Here is an 18,705-nt window from a genome sequence, read left to right as displayed (position 1 = left end):
CTGACCTAAGCCATCGTGTGGTAGATAGAAATGACAAGGGAGGCCTAAGCCTCCCTTGTTTTTTCTGACATGCAGTTGTCAGCGATTACTCGCAGGCGTAACCAGCGGGGCCCAGCAGGGCGCCATCCAGTTGCACGGCGCCGTCTACCATTTGCAGCCTGCCTTCGCAGAACCAGCGCACCACCAGCGGGTAGATGCTGTGCTCCTGCGCCTGTACCCGTGCCGCTACCTCGTCCGCCGTGTCCCCTTCAAAGATGGGCACGCGGGCCTGCAGGATCACCGGGCCACCGTCCAGCTCTTCGGTGACGAAGTGGACGCTGGCGCCGTGTTCACTGTCACCGGCATCTATGGCGCGCTGGTGGGTGTGCAGGCCCTGATACTTGGGCAGCAGGGAGGGGTGGATATTGATCATCCTGCCGGCGAAATGGCGCACCAGATCGCCGCTCAATATCCGCATAAACCCGGCCAGCACCACCAGATCCGGCTGATAGTCTGCCATCAGCGCCAGCAGGGCGGCGTCATACTCCTCCCGGCTGGCGAACTGCTGCTGGGCCAGAATGGAGGTCGCCACGTCTGCTTCTTTGGCGCGAACCAGACCATAGGCATCGGCCTTGTTGCTGATAACGCCGACCACTTCACCGGCAATCTTGCCGCTGGCGCAGTGGTCGAGGATCGCCTGCAGGTTGCTGCCGCTGCCAGAGATTAGGACGAGGATCCGCATCATTTGATGACGACCTGCTCCTCACCGTCTGCTGCCTTGGCGATATGACCGATGTGCCATGCGTTCTCGCCTTCCGCCTTTAGCAGGGTCAGCGCCTTCTCCAGCTGGTTGGCGGGCAGGGCGATGATCATGCCGACACCGCAGTTGAAGGTGCGATACATCTCGTGACGGGTGACGTTGCCAGCCTGCTGCAGCCAGCTGAACACCGCCGGCCACTGCCAGCTCTGCTCGTCGATCACCGCTTGAGTATTGGCAGGCAATACGCGGGGGATGTTCTCCCAGAAGCCGCCACCTGTGATGTGGGACAGGGCGTGGATCTCGCACTCCTTGATGAGCTTGAGCACAGGTTTCACATAGATGCGGGTCGGCTCCAGCAAGGCATCTGCGAGGGTGCGGTCACCCAGCGGCTGATGCACGTCGGCTTTGGAGACTTCCAGAATTTTACGGATCAGGGAGAAGCCGTTGGAGTGAGGGCCGCTGGCGGCCAGGGCGATCAGGGCATCCCCTTCACCGACCTTGCTGCCGTCGATGATTTCGCTCTTCTCCACCACACCGACGCAGAAACCGGCGATGTCGTAGTCTTCCCCTTCATACATACCCGGCATCTCGGCGGTCTCGCCGCCCACCAGGGCACAGCCTGATTGCTCGCAACCGGCACCGATCCCGGTGACTACCGCGGCCGCGGTGTCCACGTCCAGCTTGCCGGTCGCATAGTAGTCGAGGAAGAACAGCGGCTCGGCGCCCTGTACGATCAGGTCATTGACGCACATGGCCACCAAATCGATGCCCACGGTGTCGTGCTTCTTCAGGTCGATGGCCAGCCGCAGCTTGGTGCCCACACCATCGGTACCGGAGACCAGTACCGGCTCCTTGTAGCCCGCAGGGATTTGACACAAGGCCCCAAAGCCGCCAAGACCACCAAGGACTTCAGGACGACGAGTGCGCTTTGACACGCCCTTGATACGTTCAACCAGTGCATTGCCGGCATCGATATCTACGCCAGCATCCTTGTAGCTCAGTGAGGTTTTGTCAGTCACGAGTATTCCCCGTCATGTAAAGAAGTGGAGGGTAAAATTCGGGGCGTATTCTAACAGTGGCGGTGAAAAACCAGAAAGGAAATCGTTTGCGCGTTTTTGCGCGGAAATGCTCTACAAGCGGTGGCTTTTGTTGTATGATTCCGCGATTTTTTTGCGGCAGGTTAGAGGAGATAATAATGAAAGTCGTTGAAGTCAAACACCCCCTGGTCAAACACAAGATCGGTCTGATGCGTGAAGGCGATATCAGCACCAAGCGTTTCCGTGAACTGGCCAAAGAAGTGGGCAGTTTGTTGACCTATGAAGCGACCTCTGACTTCGAAACCGAGAAGGTTATCATCGATGGCTGGAATGGGCCAGTAGAAGTTGACCAGATCAAAGGCAAGAAGGTAACCGTCGTACCTATCCTGCGTGCCGGCCTTGGCATGATGGATGGTGTGCTGGAGCACATGCCGAGCGCCCGCGTCAGCGTGGTCGGTATCTACCGTGATGAAGAGACCCTGCAACCGGTTCCCTATTTCGAAAAGATCGTCAGCAACATCGAAGAGCGTCTGGCGCTGGTCATCGATCCGATGCTGGCCACCGGTGGTTCCATGATCGCCACTATCGATCTGCTGAAGAAGAAAGGCTGCCAATCCATCAAGGTGCTGGTACTGGTTGCCGCGCCGGAAGGGATCAAGGCGCTGGAAGCCGCTCACCCTGACGTAGAGCTCTATTGCGCTTCTGTCGACCAGGGGCTGAACGAGAAAGGCTACATCGTGCCGGGTCTGGGCGATGCAGGCGACAAGATCTTCGGTACCAAATAAGTTAATGCCTTGACCCGCTTCCCATGTGGAAGGGGTGATCGGAGCCGGCGCATCGCCGGCTCTGCTGTTTGTGGCCGCTTGTGCCAGCCTTGCCGCAGGATGCGCCTTGCCGCTACCATAAGCACACTCTCCCATTTCGAGACTCTGTTCATGTTCAAAAGTGTTGTGACCGCCCTCTGCTGCGGCTTGTCATTCATGGCCTCGGCCGCTCAGGTGACCGACCTCTATCAGGGCAAGGCCCCGACCAGTGGTGACATGGTGGCCGCTCAGGGGCAGGCACTGGGTCAGGTGCTGATCAAGGTGACCGGCAAGCGTGACATCCTCACCCAGCCGGTGGTGGTCAAGGCGCTGGCGGCCCCGGGCGACTATGTCAAAAGCTATGGTTATCAGGATCAGGACTCCGTCAAGTATCTGAAAGCCGAGTTCAAGAGTGACAAGGTCAACAGCCTGGTTTCCGAGAGCCAGTTTGCCCTGCTTGGCCCGGCTCGTCCCCAAATGGCCATCTGGCTGGTGGTGGATCAGGGGGAGCGTCGCCTGCTGGCGGATCAATCCAGCGATGGTTGGGCGCAAGCCTTGCGCGAGCAGGCCCAGACGCTGGGGCTACCCATCAGCATTCCGCTGATGGATCTCGATGACAACATGGCTGTCAGTGCCACCGACGTCTGGGGACGCTTTGCCGACCCGATTTTGCAGGCAAGCCAGCGCTATGGCGCCGAGATGGTGGTGCTGGGCAAACTGACTCCTGAAGGTGACAAGTGGAGCATCGATTGGGGACTCTACGGCCCCAAAGCGGCCGGTGAAGTGACCGAGCTGACCCGTGGCAATAGCACCGGCTCTCAGGCCGAAGTGGCGCAAGGGTTTGCCGATACCCTGGCGGCCTGGCTGGTGAAAAACTATGGTGCCCGCATTTCGGGTCCGGCAACCAGCCAGACCCTGGTGGTGGATGGCCTCTCCGAAGTGGACAGCATGATCGCCGTGCAGAAGATGCTGCAGGGGATGGCCAACGTCAGCAAGGTGGCGATCGGCAAGCTGGAGGGGGACCAGGTCACCTTCAACTTTACCCTGCAAGGGGATCAGGCCGAACTGGTGCGGGCACTGCAGCTTGAGAGTCGTTTGCGCAAGGTTGACGATAATGGCAGCGGTTTGCGTTACCAATGGTCGCAGCCCTGATTTTATAAGGCTTTTGTAGACCGCCCGGCTTGTCCGGGCGGTTCTCTATCTGCCTTTGCGATGATACACTTAGCCACAAATGTCACAGTCAAAGCCCAACGAGTGAAGCAACCGGCCCAACTGTCTTTAGCCGTACAACTACCGGATGATGAAACCTTCGTCAGTTTTTATCCCGGCAACAATGCTCATCTGATCACCGCCCTCAAAAACGCGGCCATCGGTCAGGGATCGCCTTTCCTCTATTTCTGGGGAGCCAAGGGATCCGGACGCTCTCATCTGCTCCACGCCACTTGTGCCGAGGTCAACGCCCGCGATGCGGCGGCGGCCTATCTCTCCCTCGATCAGTTCGAACAGCTCGATCCCAGCATGCTCGATGCCCTCGAAAGCCTGCCACTGGTCTGTCTCGACAGTCTCGAAGCCATCGCCGGCAATGCCGTGTGGGAGCGGGCCCTGTTCGACTTTTACAATCGCTGGCAGGAGAAGGGCGAGGGGACGCTGGTGGTCACTGGCTGCAGCGCGCCGCGCAAACTGGGGCTGCAACTGCCGGATCTCGCCTCGCGCCTTGACTGGGGGGTGAGTTTCCATCTCGAAGAGCTGGATGACGAAGGCAAGCTCAGTGCCCTGCAGCTGCGTGCCGAGCTGCGGGGCTTCAAACTGCCCATCGATGTGGGCCGCTTCCTGCTCAACCGACTCTCCCGCGATATGCGCACCCTGCTCACCACCCTCAATCAGCTCGACAACGCCTCATTTCGCGCCAAGCGCAAGCTGACCATTCCCTTTGTCAAAGAGATCCTCGAGCTCTGAGCCTCTCGACTGTGTGCGGTTGTGCGCCTGACTTTCGTTTGAATTACAGATAAAAAGAAACCCCGGCATCAGGCCGGGGTTTTGCTATCTCAAGGGGGCTCTGTCTATCAGTGGAACTGATCTTCTTCGGTAGAGCCGGTCAGTGCGGTCACCGAGGATTGGCCACCCTGAATCACGGTGGTCACCTTGTCAAAGTAACCGGTACCGACCTCCTGCTGGTGGGCCACGAAGGTGTAGCCACGGCTGGCGGCGGCAAATTCTGGCTCCTGCACCATCTCGACGTAGTGCTTCATCCCTTCGCCACGGGCGTACTGGTAGGCCAGCTCGTACATGTGGAACCACATGTTGTGGATACCCGCGAGGGTGATGAACTGGTACTTGTAGCCCATATCGGAGAGCGCCTGCTGGAAGCGGGCGATGGTGGCATCGTCCAGATTTTTCTTCCAGTTGAAGCTCGGGGAGCAGTTGTAGGCCAGGATGCGATCCGGGAACTTGGCCTTGATCGCTTCGGCAAATTTACGCGCTTCGTCCAGATCCGGCTTGGCGGTTTCACACCACACCATGTCGGCGTAGGGGGCGTAAGCCAGACCGCGAGCGATGGCCTGATCGATACCGGCACGCACCTTGTAGAACCCTTCAGCTGTGCGCTCGCCAGTCAGGAAGTCTGCATCGTACGGGTCGGCGTCGGTGGTCAACAGGTCAGCGGCGTTGGCGTCGGTACGGGCGATCACCAGGGTGGTGGTGCCGCACACATCGGCTGCCAGACGGGCAGCAACCAGCTTCTGCACTGCTTCCTGAGTCGGTACCAGCACCTTGCCGCCCATATGACCGCACTTCTTGACTGATGCCAGCTGATCTTCGAAGTGCACGCCGGCGGCGCCCGCTTCAATCATCCCCTTCATCAGTTCGAAGGCGTTCAGCACACCGCCGAAACCGGCTTCAGCATCGGCCACGATCGGCAGGAAGTAGTCGATAAAGCCCTCATCCTGCGGCCCAACCTTGTTGGCCCACTGGATCTGGTCGGCACGGGCGAAGGAGTTGTTGATGCGCTCCACCACGGACGGTACCGAGTTGGCCGGGTAGAGGGACTGATCCGGATACATGGTGGAGGACAAGTTGTTGTCCGCCGCCACCTGCCAGCCGGAGAGGTAGATCGCCTCGATCCCCGCCTTGGCCTGCTGTACTGCCTGACCACCGGTCAGGGCGCCGAGGCAGTTGACATAGCCTTTCTTGGCGTCGCCGTGGATCAGACCCCACAGCTTGTCGGCTCCACGCTGGGCCAGGGTGTGCACCGGCTGCAAGCTGCCGCGCAGATTCACCACATCTTCGGCGCTGTAGCCGCGCTTGATCCCTTTCCAGCGGGGGTTTTCCGCCCAGTCTTTCTCGATAGCCTGGATCTGTTGCTCACGGGTCAGTGCCATATCAGTTCCCTCTTTCATTGATTTCACGTTTCCATTGACTTGTTATTGGCGAGCCCCGCTGGGGGCCCGTGATTCAGAGCCGCTCGTAACCGGGCAGCGTCAGAAAATCGATCAGGGTATCGGCGCAGGTGATCTCTTCCATCAGTTCGCTTGCCTCGGCAAAGCGTCCTGCCTGCCAGCGTGCGGCGCCCACCTCGGCTTTGACCACCTCCAGCTCCTCGGCCAGCATCTGGCGGAACAGCTCCTTGGTCACCACCTTGCCATTCGACAGGCTCTTGCCGTGGCGGATCCACTGCCAGATGGAGGTACGGGAGATCTCGGCGGTGGCGGCATCTTCCATCAGACCGTAGATGGGCACGCAGCCGTTGCCGTTGATCCAGGCCTCCAGATATTGCAGGGCAACCCGGATATTGGTGCGCATCCCTGCTTCGGTCCGCTCGCCCTCACAGGGGGCCAGCAGGTCGGCGGCGGTGATGGGGGCATCCTGCTCGCGCAGCACGCCGATCTGGTTCTTGGCGCCAGCCGCAATGGTGGCGTTGAACACCGCCATGGCGGTATCAGCGAGGCCAGGGTGGGCGACCCAGGTACCGTCGTGGCCGTTGTTGGCTTCGCGCTCCTTGTCGGCCTTGACCTTGGCGAAGACCTGCTCGTTGACGGCCGCGTCCTTGGCCGGAATAAAGGCGGCCATGCCACCCATCGCCAGCGCACCGCGCTTGTGGCAGGTCTTGATCAGCAGCCGCGAGTAGGCGGAAAGGAACGGCTTGTCCATGGTCACCACCTGACGGTCGGGCAGGACGCGATCCGGATGGTTCTTCAAGGTTTTGATGTAGCTGAAGATGTAGTCCCAGCGGCCGCAGTTGAGGGCGACGATGTGATCCTTCATTTGATAGAGCAGCTCATCCATCTCGAATACGGCTGGCAGGGTTTCAATCAGCACGGTGGCCTTGATGGTGCCGCGGGGCAGGCCGAACTTGTCCTCGGTCCAGGCGAATACCTCGCTCCACCAGCGCCCTTCCAGATGGCTCTGCAACTTGGGCACGTAGAAGTAGGGGCCCGAGCCTTTGGCCAGCAGCGCCTGATAGTTGTGCAGGAAGTAGAGAGCAAAATCGAACAGGCCGCCGGGGATGGGCTCGCCATCGAAGGTGACATGTTTTTCCGGCAGGTGCAGACCGCGTACCCGGCAGATGAGGACGGCCGGATTGGGGGTCAGGGTATAAGCCTTTCCTTCCGGACTGGTGTAAGAAATGGTCTCGTTGACCGCATCGCGCAGGTTGATTTGACCCTCGATCACCTTATTCCAGGCGGGGGCCAGTGAATCCTCGAAATCCGCCATGAACACCTTGACGTTGGCGTTGAGGGCGTTGATCACCATCTTGCGCTCGACCGGGCCTGTGATCTCCACACGGCGGTCTTGCAGGTCGGCGGGAATGCCGCGAATGGTCCAGTCACCTTCACGGATGTGGGCGGTTTCCGGCAGGAAGTCCGGCAGCTCGCCGCCATCGATACGGGCCTGGCGTGCCACACGTTGTTTCAGCAATTCCCCTCTTTGGGGAGCAAAACGTTCCACCAGTTCGGAGACCAGAGCTACCGCGTCCGGCGTCAGAATTTGCGCGTATTCGGGTAGCATCTCGCCCTGGATGCGAAGGCGGGCGCTGCAGTGGGTCTGAGCCGGTGCCGACATAAGGTTCACTCCTTTGAGAATTACATTTTGAACTTACTAACTACGACTAAAGTCGAATCCCTGTTCCTGAAACGTTCCCGCAACAACGGGGTAACACGATTGATAAGGTGCGAAATATTGTTGAATACGTCAACAGTTTTTTTTAAACGCCTGTTTTTTCGATATGGTTAAGTTGATGTTTTTTATTGTTTTATTGGATTGGTATAAAAGCTCTACGCAGATGGTTATGCTCCTGCTTTTTCCCATCGGACAACGGCTAATTTGGGCCGTTACCCTGCCCCTTATTTTGTAACTTATTACGTAATAAAATTACAAATGCAAAAACAAATCCCGACCTAACTCCAGGCTTTGCCAAAACAGCCGTATAAAGCGCGTTTGAATGTGGCAATGAATGTTTTGCTAATGCTAGACCTGATTGGTGAACGTGCGTTTTAAACTTGGCGTGGTGATGCAGGCTCTGTTGGCACCAGCGGTTGCAGCGATGGAAAGTGAAGTGCAATAACGTAGGTTTGTATCAGTTGTCGGGGGGAATGCCGGGGAGGAAAGGGGGAGATACATCAGTCAATAATACTGCCATCCTTGATAGAACTAGCAGTTTGTCTTTTTTTGCAGATTTCTCGCCAAGGGCCTGAAACGGAGAGCGTTGAACAGGCGATGTGCTGGTGATGAGCGGCCATCTGGCCGAGCTCAATAGTCATCATCCGGTTCGGCCAGATCGATCACATCCAGCTGGATGACCTGTTCATTTTCGCTTTCGGTGTGGCAAGGGGTGTCGTGAGGAACGGAATAAAGCGTAATGGCGGGTGCGAAATCGGTGTTCTGGTTCATGCCTGGTCCTGTGTTGCACGCAAGCCGGACAGTGATCCCTTCACTCGTGTTTCCACCTCCCTGTGTTGTCTACCGGCGGAAAGTTGCGCATCTTAATGAGTTCGGCAAAAAGATTCAAGTGGTTCTGAGTGTTTTTTGTGCTTGATAGGTAGGCATCGTCAGGAGGATAAATCGGAGGCAAAAAAATAGCCCAGTCGTTTGACTGGGCTATTCTCGGGGAAAATGGTCGGTGTGAGAGGATTCGAACCTCCGACCCTCTACACCCCATGCAGATGCGCTACCTGGCTGCGCTACACACCGACGGAGTCAGACTCGGCTGACGGGGAGGAAGTCTAATAGCATGGCCAAACGGGTGCAACTCCTTTTTTATCATAGAGATGCCGATTGCTTCTTTATTGCTCAGTCGGGATGTGGCTTGGGTCTGACGTGCAGATTTGGCATAATCGCCGCCCTGTCACCGCGAGCTATCATGCCAGCTATCTATGGAATTATCTGACAGTTATGGATAGCTGGAATGCAAACTGCACAATTGAACAATATAAAGAGGGGATGGGCGTGAAACCATCAGAGGTCCCAGAGACACCGAGTCAGACCGAGCAGGACGAACAGTGGATGCGCCATGCCATGGCATTGGCTGCCCGGGCCGAAGGGATTGGCGAGATCCCGGTCGGTGCCGTACTGGTGCTGGATGGTCAGGTGGTGGGCGAGGGGTGGAACCGCTCCATCAGCGAACACGACGCTTGTGCTCATGCCGAGGTGATGGCAATCCGGGCGGCGGGCAAGCAGCTGGCGAACTACCGGCTGCTCGACACCACTCTTTATGTGACGCTGGAGCCCTGCTGTATGTGTGCCGGTGCGCTGATCCATAGCCGGGTCAAGCGGGTGGTTTACGGCGCCCGAGACCTCAAGACCGGTGCCGCGGGATCGGTGTTCGAGATCTTGCAGGACCCGCGCCACAATCACAGCGTCGAGCTGACCGGCGGTGTGCTGGCCGATGCCTGCTCGGCCCAGTTGTCGGCCTTCTTCAAGCGCCGTCGCGCCGAGAAAAAGGCGGCCAAACTGGCGCTGCAACAATCAAACGATACCCTTTCCTGAATCATTCGGGGGCAGCGCAGGCTGCCCTTGCTGATTATCAGCATAAATATCCCTTTATAAACAATATATTACGCTCGCCCGCCTTCGAAGGGATCCCCGCCCATTTTTCCGCTAACAACCTCTGTTAAAGCGTTCTCGATGTAACAAAACTGTCATGCAACCGCCATATAATGCCGCGAAGCCTAGCTTACATTGAGGTCTTGCATGTCATCGGAATCGTTAAACCTGGTCATGGCGGGCAGTAGAAAACGCCGGATCAAGGATAAATTGGCCAAATATGGCGTCACCACAGGCGGAGCCCTGGTACTGGTGGCGCTGCTGCTTATCTTCTTTTATCTGCTCTATGTGGTGAAACCCATCTTCAATGGCGCCTCCATGGAGCCGACCGCCTCGTTTACCCTGCCTGCCGCAGGGAAGACCGCCTGGCTCGGCGTGGAAGAGCAGAACGAGATCGGCTATCGCTTCAGCGATAAAGGGCAGGTCAACTTCTTTGCGGTGCAGGGAGATGACAAGATCAAGGTCGGCCAGTCACTGGGTCAGGCCCAGGTTGCTGGTGACATCACCACGGTAGCGACCCCGGCACCTGGCCAGCGGCTGATCGCCTACGGCTTTGCCGATGGCAAGGCGCAGGTCGTCCAGCCAGCGTTCAAGGTTTCCTATCCCAACGATGTGCGGGTGATTGAGCCCAGCCTGCAATATCCCTTCGGCGAAGAGCCTGTGGTGATCGACCCGCAAGGGAAGGCACTGCAACTGATGGTGTTCGAAGCCACCAAGGACAAGATGGCGACCGCCGCCGTGACCGAAGATGGTCGTGGTGTGATGACGGTGATGAGCGGTGAGGAGAATTTCATCTCCGGGGAGATTGAGTGGAGCAGTGAAAACTATACGATTCCCTCCCTGCCGCGCCATGTGGATCAGATGTTGCTGACCCCCAATCTGCGGATCCTGTTCGTGCGCGAGGGCAATCGCCTCTCCGTCTATGACATTCATAACCTGAGCGAAATATCCCTGCGCAACGTGCTGGAGATCAATGCCCCCAACGCCAATGTGACCCGGGTTCAGCTGCTCTCCGGCGCCTCTTCACTGCTGGTGGGTAATGACAACGGTGTGATTTCCCAGTGGTTCGAAGTGGCGAAGGATGGCAAACGCCAGTTCACCCAAATTCGTGACTTCAAGGGTGATGGCGCGGTAGATCTGCTGACTCCCGAGCACTTTCGCAAAGGCTTCATCAGTGCCGACAAGGACGGCATCATCAGCTTCTTCCACGCCACCGGCGAGACCAAGCTGTTGACCGAGACGGTGGAAGGGGGCGAACTCTCTGCTCTGGCCATCTCCCCCCGTCACAACCTGTTGCTGATGCAGCAAGGGAATACCTTCAAGCTCTTCTCGGTGGAGAACGAGCACCCCGAAGTGACCTGGTCTGCCCTATGGCAACAGGTGTGGTACGAAGGGTATCCGGAGCCCCAGTATGTGTGGCAATCCACCTCCGCCAGCAACGACTTTGAAGCCAAGCTGAGTTTGGTGCCGCTGGTCTTCGGTACTCTGAAAGCCTCTTTCTACGCCATGGTGTTTGCTGTGCCGCTCGGCGTGGCCGGTGCCATCTATACCGCCTACTTCATGTCGGCGGGGCTGCGCAAATACGTCAAGCCGACGGTCGAGATCATGGCGGCGCTGCCGACTGTTATCTTGGGCTTCCTGGCGGGTCTGTGGCTGGCGCCGATCATCGAGGGTGCGTTGCCCGGGGTGATCCTGCTGCTGATATTGCTGCCGATGGGGATGTTGCTGACTGCATTGCTCTGGAACTATCTGCCGGAGCGCGGCAAGTCCTTGCTGCCGGAGGGGTGGCACGCCATCCTGCTGATCCCGGTGCTGCTGCTGATTGGCTGGGGGGCCTTCGCCCTGAGCCCGCTCATCGAGAATGCTTTTATGCACGGCGATTCGCGCATCTGGCTGACTCACGAAATGGGCATCAAGTTTGACCAGCGCAACTCGCTGGTGGTCGGTATCGCCATGGGCTTTGCGGTCATCCCCACCATCTTCTCCATCGCTGAAGATGCTGTCTTCTCGGTGCCCAAGCACCTGACCCAGGGCTCGCTGGCGCTGGGGGCCACCCCGTGGCAGACCCTGAGCCGGGTGGTGATCCTCACGGCCAGCCCGGGCATCTTCTCGGCGGTGATGATGGGCCTTGGCCGCGCCGTGGGCGAGACCATGATCGTGCTGATGGCTACCGGCAACACCCCAATCATGGACTTCTCCATGTTCCAGGGGCTGCGCACCCTCGCCGCCAACATCGCGGTGGAGATGCCGGAATCGGAAGTGGGCAGCTCCCACTATCGGGTACTGTTCCTCGCGGCCTTCGTCCTGTTTGTGTTCACCTTTTTGTTCAACACCCTGGCCGAGTTTGTCCGTCAGCGGTTGCGTGAAAAATACAGCTCGATGTAAGGGGCGACTCTGTAATGGACAAGGAATCGACAATGGGTAAGTGGTTTAAATCAGGGGCCCCCTGGATCTGGATGACCGGCGGTGCCGTCAGCCTGAGTCTGGTAGCGGTACTGGGTCTGCTGCTGCTGATCGGCTGGCGTGGTCTGGTCTACTTCTGGCCCCACCCCATCTATGAGTGGCAGTTGGAAGACGCCAGTGGCAACAAGAGCGTACTGATCGGCGAAATCAACGATCGCGAGCAGGTTCCGGTGGAGCGACTGCGCGCTGCAGGTCTGCCACTGGAAGGGGAAGAGCGCGAGCTGCTGACCCGCTATCTGGTCAAGACCGGCAACCGCGAGTTCGTTGACCTCGATTTTCGCTGGGTGCTGGAGACGGACATCAAGTCCCAGAGCCAGCCAGCCGAGCTGGCCATGGTTGAGCGTGCCACCAACGGCAACTTCTATGGCTATATCGTCGGGGTGAAAGAGGATGGCCGCGAGCTCACCTCTGATCTGCATCCTGCCCTGCAGCGGGTGCTGGCGCGAGCCAATGCCCTTTCAGAACAGGCCAACGATCTGCAAAAAGGGGACATCGGCAGCATCAACTATCAACTGGAGCGGCTGCGCCTGAAAGAGCGCAAGGCCGAGCTGGATGACAAGCTGACCGATCAGCTCAAAGCCGAATTGGCCAGCGAGCGTCAGGCCCTCAACGATCGCTATCAGGTGCTGGAAAAAGAGCTCTTCTCACTGCGTAGCCAAGCGGACCGCGACGCCATCACCGTCAAGGATATGCGTGGCGAGCTGGTGACCATGCCGATGTCCAAGGTACTGGACGTGGTATGGCCCAACGACATGAGCCTGCTGGCCAAGGTGGGTCACTGGTTCCACCAGATCGGCAAGTTCGTCTCTGACGATCCCCGTGAAGCCAACACCGAGGGTGGGGTGTTCCCGGCCATCTTCGGCACCGTCTTCATGGTGTTCCTGATGGCGATCATCGTGACCCCGCTGGGGGTGGTAGCGGCAGTCTACCTGCACGAATATGCGGGCAAGAACAGCCTGACCAAGATCATCCGCATCGCGGTGATCAACCTGGCGGGCGTGCCCTCCATCGTCTACGGCGTGTTTGGTCTGGGCTTCTTCGTCTACACTCTCGGCGGTTCGCTGGATCAGCTGTTCTACCCGGAAGCGCTGCCGAGCCCGACCTTTGGCTCACCCGGCGTGATCTGGTCGGCGCTGACCCTGGCCATCCTGACCCTGCCGGTGGTGATCGTCTCCACCGAGGAGGGGCTGGCGCGGATCCCGAGCACCATCCGTCAGGGCTCGTTGGCACTGGGCGCCACCCAGGCCGAGACCCTGTGGCGCATCGTGCTGCCGATGGCGAGCCCGGCCATCATGACCGGCCTTATTCTGGCGATTGCCCGTGCAGCCGGTGAAGTGGCGCCACTGATGCTTGTGGGGGTGGTGAAACTGGCACCGACCCTGCCGATGGATGGCAACTTCCCGTATCTGCATGTGGAGCGCAAGTTCATGCACCTGGGCTTCCACATCTATGACGTCGGCTTCCAGAGCCCCAACGTCGAGGCGGCCCGCCCGCTGGTCTACGCCACCTCCTTCCTGCTGGTGACGGTGATCGTGGGTCTGAACCTGACCGCTATCGGTATTCGTAACCACTTGCGCGAGAAATTCCGGTCGCTGGAGCATTAATCCGGCGCCGCATGAGTGATACAAGAGTGAGATAACAGAGGGGCGGCCGAGCGCGAGCCGCCATCTCTCTGCACCAATACGTGAGGGGCGCCGGCAGCAGTCCGGCCACTCCAGATTGATTTTGAGGTAACAGATGATCAACGTAACGACCACGTCTACCCAGCACACCGCGCTGGACCTGCTCAACCTGACCCCGGAGCAGACCGCGCTGGAGGTGAAGGATCTCAACCTGTACTACGGCAGCAAGCAGGCGTTGTTCAACGTCAACATGAAGATCCCCAAAGGGCAGGTGACCGCCTTTATCGGCCCGTCAGGCTGTGGCAAATCGACCCTGCTGCGCTGCATCAACCGGATGAACGATCTGGTGGAGATCTGCCGCATCGAGGGGGAAATTCAACTGCACGGCCACAACATCTATGACAAGAGCGTCGATGTTTCCGCCCTGCGCCGTCAGGTGGGCATGGTGTTCCAGCGCCCGAACCCGTTCCCCAAGTCCATCTACGAAAACGTGGTCTATGGTCTGCGCCTGCAGGGGATCAACGATCGCCGCACCTTGGATGAGGCCGCCGAGCGCTCCCTGCGCGGTGCGGCCCTGTGGGACGAGGTGAAGGATCGTCTGCATGACAACGCCTTCGGTCTCTCCGGTGGTCAGCAGCAGCGTCTGGTGATTGCCCGTGCCATCGCCATCGAGCCGGAAGTGTTGCTGCTCGATGAACCGACCTCGGCACTCGATCCCATCTCTACCCTCACCATCGAGGAGCTGATCAACGAGCTCAAGAGCCAGTTCACCGTGGTGATCGTGACCCACAACATGCAACAGGCTGCGCGCGTGTCGGATCAGACCGCCTTTATGTATATGGGCGAGCTTATCGAGTACTCGGATACCAACACCATTTTCACCACCCCGGCCAAGAAAAAGACCGAAGATTACATTACCGGTCGTTACGGCTAAGGAGAGGAGAGGATGAATCTCAGCAAACAGATTGGCAGTCGGTTCAACGGCTAAGGCATAATCGGAGCAATCAAGGATTATTTGTATGGACAATATGAACCTCAATAAACACATCTCCGGTCAGTTCAATGCCGAGCTAGAGAGCGTGCGCAACCAGGTGCTGGTGATGGGCGGTCTGGTGGAGCAGCAGCTCACCGACGCCATCGCGGCGATCCACGATCAGGATCTCGATGCGGCGCGCAAGATCGTGGCCAACGACCACAAGGTCAACGCGATGGAAGTGGCGATCGACGAGGAGTGCACCCGCATCATCGCCAAGCGTCAGCCGACTGCCTCCGACCTGCGACTGGTGATGGCCATCATCAAGACAATCACCGATCTGGAGCGCATTGGCGATGTGGCCGACAAGATCGCCCGCATGCTGACCGACAACGCCAACAAGCCGCAGCCGCCGCTGGTGTCGCTGGAGAACATGGGCCGTCGCACCATCAAGATGCTGCACGATGTGCTCGACGCCTTCGCCCGCATGGATCTGGATGCGGCGCTGGCGGTCTACAAGGAAGATGACAAGGTCGACCGCGAGTACGAGTCCATCATTCGCGAGCTGATGACTTATATGATGGAAGATCCCCGCACCATCCCCCAGGTGCTCAACGTCCTGTGGGCGGCGCGTGCCATCGAGCGGGTCGGCGATCGCTGCCAGCACATCTGCGAGTACATCGTCTACTACGTGAAAGGCAAGGATGTGCGCCATACCAAGGCGGACGATCTGGGCACCTTGCTGGGCAAGGGCTAACCGGAAGTGAATAAAAAGGCGCGTGAAGCGCCTTTTTTGTTGCATAACTGGTCGGAGTAAGATAAAGCCCCCAACTGGCTGTTTTCTGATAGAATACTCCCCCTGTGTGAGTCCCGGATGGGCTCACGGTCCGGTCTCCCGGGCCCAGTTTGCCGTCTTGTGCTAAGGCGGGTGTAGCAATAGGTTAATCATGAGTTTTGCCGATAGTTTGTTCTTTTTAATGCTGCTGGTTGGCGGCAGTGTGTTCTTCTCCCTCTCCGAGATCTCTCTCGCCGCGTCTCGCAAAATCAAATTGCAGGTGATGGCGGATGAAGGTAATCGCCAGGCCGAAAAGGTGCTGGCCCTGCAGGCCCAGCCGGGCAACTTTTTCACCGTGGTGCAGATTGGCCTCAATACCGTCGCCATTCTGGGCGGTATCCTGGGTGAGTCTGCCCTCAACCCCGCCATCAAGGGGATTGTCTCCCAGTTCTACCAAGGGCCCTGGCTTGGCGAGATCAGCTCCGGTGCCTCCTTCGTGTTCGTCACCGGCATGTTTATCCTGATCGCCGATCTGATGCCCAAGCGTCTGGCTATGACCATGCCCGAGCAGATTGCCGTGGTGGTGGTGCGCCCCATGCTCTTCTTCGTCACCGTGCTGATGCCGCTGGTGTGGGTCTTCAACGGATTGGCCAACTCCCTGTTCCGTCTGATGCGTGTCTCCACCGTGCGTAACGACGAGATCACCTCCGACGATATCTATGCGGTGATGGATGCCGGTGCCGAGGCGGGGGTTATCCAGCGCGAGGAGCATCAGCTCATCGAGAACGTATTCGAGTTGCAGTCCCTTGGTGTCACCTCTGCCATGACGGCCCGCGAGAGCCTCATCTACTTCACCCTGCAAGAGAGTGAAGAGAGCATCAAGGCGAAGATCGCCGAACATCCCCACAACAAGTTTCTGGTCTGTGACCACAACCTCGACAGCATCAAGGGCTTTGTCGATGCCAAAGAGTTGCTGATCCGCGTTATCGGCGGCCAGAGCATCGACCTGATCGGTGGCAACCTGGTGCAGAACGTCATCATCATCCCCGATACCCTGAACCTCTATGAGGCGATGGAGTACTTCAAGAATCATCGTGGTGACTTTGCCGTGGTGATGAACGAGTACGCGCTGGTGGTGGGGATTGTCACCATGAACGACCTGATGAGCACCGTCATGGGTGAGTGGGCCACCCACGTGGTGGAAGAGCAGATCGTCCAGCGCGACGAAAACTCCTGGCTGGTGGACGGGGTTACCCCCATCTCCGACGTGATGCGCGCCTTCGATATCGAAGAGTTCCCCGAGAACCAGAACTACGAGACCATCGCCGGCTTTATCATGTATATGCTGCGCAAGATCCCCAAGCGCACTGACTCGGTCAAATACGCCGGTTACAAGTTCGAAGTGGTGGATATCGACAGTTACAAGATTGATCAGCTGCTGGTTACCCGGGTCGAACCGGCTGTGGCCGAGAAGCCTGCTCAGGAATCGTAAAAGGAGCGACATAAGAGTCATGAAGATGATGCAGTCTCATTCCCGTGCGCTGGCCTGTGTCGCGCTCGCCCTGGCACTTGGTGCCTGTAGTCAGAGTGCGCCGCGCAAAGCCACAGTGGCAGCCAAGCCGGTTGCCCCCAAGCCTGCTGTAGTCGTGCCGCAGCCGGATCCCGATGCGGTGGTACAAAGCGGCATGGCCGAACCGAGCCCGGTCTTTGATGAGCAGTATCATGGCCCGGATCAGGGGTCGCTGGAGTCTGTGACTGCCCTGTTTGCCCGTGGCTACATCGAGTCTGCCATGCGCGAGACCATGCTGGCAGCGGTGCACAATGACTATCCGCTGCTCGGCATGCGGGATGTGCGGTTGACCGATCCGGTCTCCAAATTCCTCACCTCCGAGCATGCGGCCACCACGGCCCATGACTACCTCTATGCGGGTGTGCAGCGTCGCCTCGGTCGTCCGCTCAGCCCTGCCCAGTGGGAGCAGATCTGGCGTGGCCTGCCGCAGCAGGGTCGGGTCTCCGACTGGGTCAAACAGATCAAGCGAGTGCTGGCCGGGCGTTAAACTGCCAGCGGATCAAGATTGTGATGAGGCCACCTTCGGGTGGCCTCTTGCATTTCTGCGTTTGCCTCGCCGTTTGCACGCTGATTTCTGCTGATACTGATTGCCGCCCGTGGCACTTTGTTTTATCTTGTTTTGGCCATCTAAACATCCATATGTTTTTATGGCTGCATAATAAAAGGGCTTCCCAGGATGAAGCAGGACGATCTGCAGCGATTCAGCGTGAAACCGCAGATCAACAAAACAAACAGATAAATACGCAAATAAACAACGCATAAAACAAAGAGACACGACAGATGGAAACCAGGGAATTGTGGGTGCTGGATGGGGGCATGGGGCGCGAGTTGGCACGGCGGGGGGCACCGTTTCGTCAACCCGAGTGGTCGGCGCTGGCCTTGATGGAGGCGCCAGAGACGGTGCGTGATGTGCATCAGGCCTATGTGGCGAGCGGAGCTCGGGTCATTACTACCAACAGCTATGCACTGGTGCCGTTTCATATCGGCGATGAGCGTTTCTTTGCCGAAGGGGAGGGGTTGGCGGCGCTGGCCGGTCAGCTGGCCCGCGAAGTGGCTGACGAGCAGAAGGGCGCCGTGCAGGTGGCGGGTTCTCTGCCACCGCTCTTTGGCTCCTACCGTGCCGATTTGTTCAAGGCGGACAGGGTGAGCGAGCTGGCGACGCCGCTTATCCGGGCGCTATCCCCTTATGTGGATATCTGGCTGGCCGAGACCATGAGCCTGATTGCCGAGCCACTGGCCTTGAAAGCGCTATTGCCTGACGATGGCAAGCCGTTCTGGGTCTCCTTCACGCTGGAAGATGAGGCGCCGGGCAACGAGCCGCGACTGCGTTCCGGCGAGCGGGTGGCTGATGCGGTGACCACGTTAGTGGCGGCCGGAGTCGATGCCATCCTGTTCAACTGCTGTCAGCCCGAGGTGATTGAGGGGGCGCTCAAGGTGGCAAGTGCCGCGTTGCAGGCAAAGGGTCGCAGCGACATCCGGCTCGGTGCCTATGCCAACGCCTTCCCGCCGCAACCCAAGGAGGCCACCGCCAACGACGGGCTGGACGAGATCCGCGCCGATCTGGGGCCGCTGGATTATCTCGGCTGGGCCGAGCGCTGGCGTGCGGCCGGGGCGAATTTGATCGGCGGTTGCTGCGGTATCGGCCCCGAGCATATTCAGGCGCTGAGCAGCCGGCTGCGCTAAGG

16 protein-coding genes and 1 tRNA gene are annotated in these 18,705 nt (G+C 58.7%); 11 read left to right on the top strand and 6 right to left on the bottom strand.

Annotated elements, in window-relative coordinates:
- Positions 1–85: 85 nt before the first annotated feature.
- Positions 86–724, bottom strand: coding sequence for a phosphoribosylglycinamide formyltransferase (purN, locus tag AB5Y67_RS01070; protein ID WP_144712512.1), 639 nt, complete (start codon positions 722–724; stop codon positions 86–88).
- Positions 721–1,758, bottom strand: coding sequence for a phosphoribosylformylglycinamidine cyclo-ligase (gene purM, locus AB5Y67_RS01065; protein ID WP_042080181.1), 1,038 nt, complete (start codon positions 1,756–1,758; stop codon positions 721–723). Before purM ends, purN begins: the two co-directional genes overlap by 4 nt.
- A 176-nt stretch (positions 1,759–1,934) precedes the next feature.
- Here purM and upp point away from each other — a divergent pair, with 176 nt between their 5' ends.
- The 3 genes from upp (at position 1,935) to hda (ending at position 4,535) form a co-directional block, all read left to right on the top strand.
- Entirely contained in the window at positions 1,935–2,561 is a 627-nt protein-coding gene (gene upp, locus AB5Y67_RS01060; RefSeq protein WP_005334115.1) for a uracil phosphoribosyltransferase, read from the top strand.
- Between the two features lie 150 nt (positions 2,562–2,711).
- Positions 2,712–3,731: a DUF2066 domain-containing protein gene (locus AB5Y67_RS01055; protein WP_199428056.1), complete on the top strand. Its 1,020-nt coding sequence runs from the start codon at positions 2,712–2,714 to the stop codon at positions 3,729–3,731.
- A gap of 102 nt (positions 3,732–3,833) precedes the next feature.
- Positions 3,834–4,535 (top strand): DnaA inactivator Hda, encoded by a 702-nt coding sequence (gene hda / locus AB5Y67_RS01050; protein ID WP_013723920.1) that lies wholly within the window; start codon positions 3,834–3,836, stop codon positions 4,533–4,535.
- 107 nt (positions 4,536–4,642) lie between these two features.
- Here hda and aceA read toward each other — a convergent pair whose 3' ends face one another.
- From aceA to AB5Y67_RS01030, 4 genes are all read right to left on the bottom strand, one after another.
- Complete coding sequence (gene aceA / locus AB5Y67_RS01045; protein ID WP_088869417.1) at positions 4,643–5,956, bottom strand: isocitrate lyase; 1,314 nt, start codon at positions 5,954–5,956, stop codon at positions 4,643–4,645.
- 73 nt (positions 5,957–6,029) lie between these two features.
- Positions 6,030–7,637, bottom strand: coding sequence for a malate synthase A (aceB, locus tag AB5Y67_RS01040; RefSeq protein ID WP_199428057.1), 1,608 nt, complete (start codon positions 7,635–7,637; stop codon positions 6,030–6,032).
- 687 nt (positions 7,638–8,324) lie between these two features.
- Positions 8,325–8,465 (bottom strand): hypothetical protein, encoded by a 141-nt coding sequence (locus AB5Y67_RS01035; protein WP_005334106.1) that lies wholly within the window; start codon positions 8,463–8,465, stop codon positions 8,325–8,327.
- A gap of 223 nt (positions 8,466–8,688) precedes the next feature.
- Positions 8,689–8,765, bottom strand: a tRNA-Pro gene (locus tag AB5Y67_RS01030).
- Between the two features lie 255 nt (positions 8,766–9,020).
- On the opposite strand from AB5Y67_RS01030, the gene tadA reads away from it, so the two are divergent.
- The 8 genes from tadA to AB5Y67_RS00990 all read left to right on the top strand — a co-directional run bounded on the left by tadA (position 9,021) and on the right by AB5Y67_RS00990 (position 18,703).
- Positions 9,021–9,560, top strand: coding sequence for a tRNA adenosine(34) deaminase TadA (gene tadA, locus AB5Y67_RS01025; protein ID WP_103250562.1), 540 nt, complete (start codon positions 9,021–9,023; stop codon positions 9,558–9,560).
- A gap of 204 nt (positions 9,561–9,764) precedes the next feature.
- Positions 9,765–12,002, top strand: coding sequence for an ABC transporter permease subunit (locus AB5Y67_RS01020; RefSeq protein WP_201906323.1), 2,238 nt, complete (start codon positions 9,765–9,767; stop codon positions 12,000–12,002).
- Between the two features lie 32 nt (positions 12,003–12,034).
- Positions 12,035–13,684, top strand: a complete 1,650-nt coding sequence (gene pstA / locus AB5Y67_RS01015) for a phosphate ABC transporter permease PstA (protein ID WP_019446688.1) — start codon at positions 12,035–12,037, stop codon at positions 13,682–13,684.
- Positions 13,685–13,817: 133 nt separating this feature from the next.
- Positions 13,818–14,636 (top strand): phosphate ABC transporter ATP-binding protein PstB, encoded by an 819-nt coding sequence (gene pstB / locus AB5Y67_RS01010; protein ID WP_005334102.1) that lies wholly within the window; start codon positions 13,818–13,820, stop codon positions 14,634–14,636.
- An 85-nt stretch (positions 14,637–14,721) separates the two neighbouring features.
- Positions 14,722–15,432, top strand: coding sequence for a phosphate signaling complex protein PhoU (gene phoU, locus AB5Y67_RS01005; protein WP_005334097.1), 711 nt, complete (start codon positions 14,722–14,724; stop codon positions 15,430–15,432).
- 190 nt (positions 15,433–15,622) lie between these two features.
- Complete coding sequence (locus AB5Y67_RS01000; RefSeq protein ID WP_005334094.1) at positions 15,623–16,942, top strand: hemolysin family protein; 1,320 nt, start codon at positions 15,623–15,625, stop codon at positions 16,940–16,942.
- 19 nt (positions 16,943–16,961) lie between these two features.
- Entirely contained in the window at positions 16,962–17,507 is a 546-nt protein-coding gene (locus AB5Y67_RS00995; protein WP_064338280.1) for a hypothetical protein, read from the top strand.
- A 293-nt stretch (positions 17,508–17,800) separates the two neighbouring features.
- Positions 17,801–18,703, top strand: a complete 903-nt coding sequence (locus tag AB5Y67_RS00990) for a homocysteine S-methyltransferase family protein (RefSeq protein ID WP_199428059.1) — start codon at positions 17,801–17,803, stop codon at positions 18,701–18,703.
- Positions 18,704–18,705: the final 2 nt, after the last annotated feature.

This window comes from Aeromonas sp. s12 (assembly GCF_040907925.1).
Lineage (GTDB): Bacteria > Pseudomonadota > Gammaproteobacteria > Enterobacterales > Aeromonadaceae > Aeromonas > Aeromonas veronii.
This window is presented reverse-complemented; position numbering and strand designations above follow the sequence as displayed.

Excerpts from the sequence above, each read along its gene's own strand:
- AB5Y67_RS00990 (WP_199428059.1), top strand. The coding sequence starts at position 17,801 with ATGGAAACCAGGGAATTGTGGGTGCTGGATGGGGGCATGGGGCGCGAG.
- phoU (WP_005334097.1), top strand. The coding sequence starts at position 14,722 with ATGGACAATATGAACCTCAATAAACACATCTCCGGTCAGTTCAATGCC.
- pstA (WP_019446688.1), top strand. The coding sequence starts at position 12,035 with ATGGGTAAGTGGTTTAAATCAGGGGCCCCCTGGATCTGGATGACCGGC.
- AB5Y67_RS01020 (WP_201906323.1), top strand. The coding sequence starts at position 9,765 with ATGTCATCGGAATCGTTAAACCTGGTCATGGCGGGCAGTAGAAAACGC.
- AB5Y67_RS01000 (WP_005334094.1), top strand. The coding sequence starts at position 15,623 with ATGAGTTTTGCCGATAGTTTGTTCTTTTTAATGCTGCTGGTTGGCGGC.
- AB5Y67_RS01055 (WP_199428056.1), top strand. The coding sequence starts at position 2,712 with ATGTTCAAAAGTGTTGTGACCGCCCTCTGCTGCGGCTTGTCATTCATG.
- pstB (WP_005334102.1), top strand. The coding sequence starts at position 13,818 with ATGATCAACGTAACGACCACGTCTACCCAGCACACCGCGCTGGACCTG.
- upp (WP_005334115.1), top strand. The coding sequence starts at position 1,935 with ATGAAAGTCGTTGAAGTCAAACACCCCCTGGTCAAACACAAGATCGGT.
- aceB (WP_199428057.1), bottom strand. The coding sequence starts at position 7,637 with ATGTCGGCACCGGCTCAGACCCACTGCAGCGCCCGCCTTCGCATCCAG.
- AB5Y67_RS00995 (WP_064338280.1), top strand. The coding sequence starts at position 16,962 with ATGAAGATGATGCAGTCTCATTCCCGTGCGCTGGCCTGTGTCGCGCTC.
- aceA (WP_088869417.1), bottom strand. The coding sequence starts at position 5,956 with ATGGCACTGACCCGTGAGCAACAGATCCAGGCTATCGAGAAAGACTGG.
- AB5Y67_RS01035 (WP_005334106.1), bottom strand. The coding sequence starts at position 8,465 with ATGAACCAGAACACCGATTTCGCACCCGCCATTACGCTTTATTCCGTT.
- purN (WP_144712512.1), bottom strand. The coding sequence starts at position 724 with ATGATGCGGATCCTCGTCCTAATCTCTGGCAGCGGCAGCAACCTGCAG.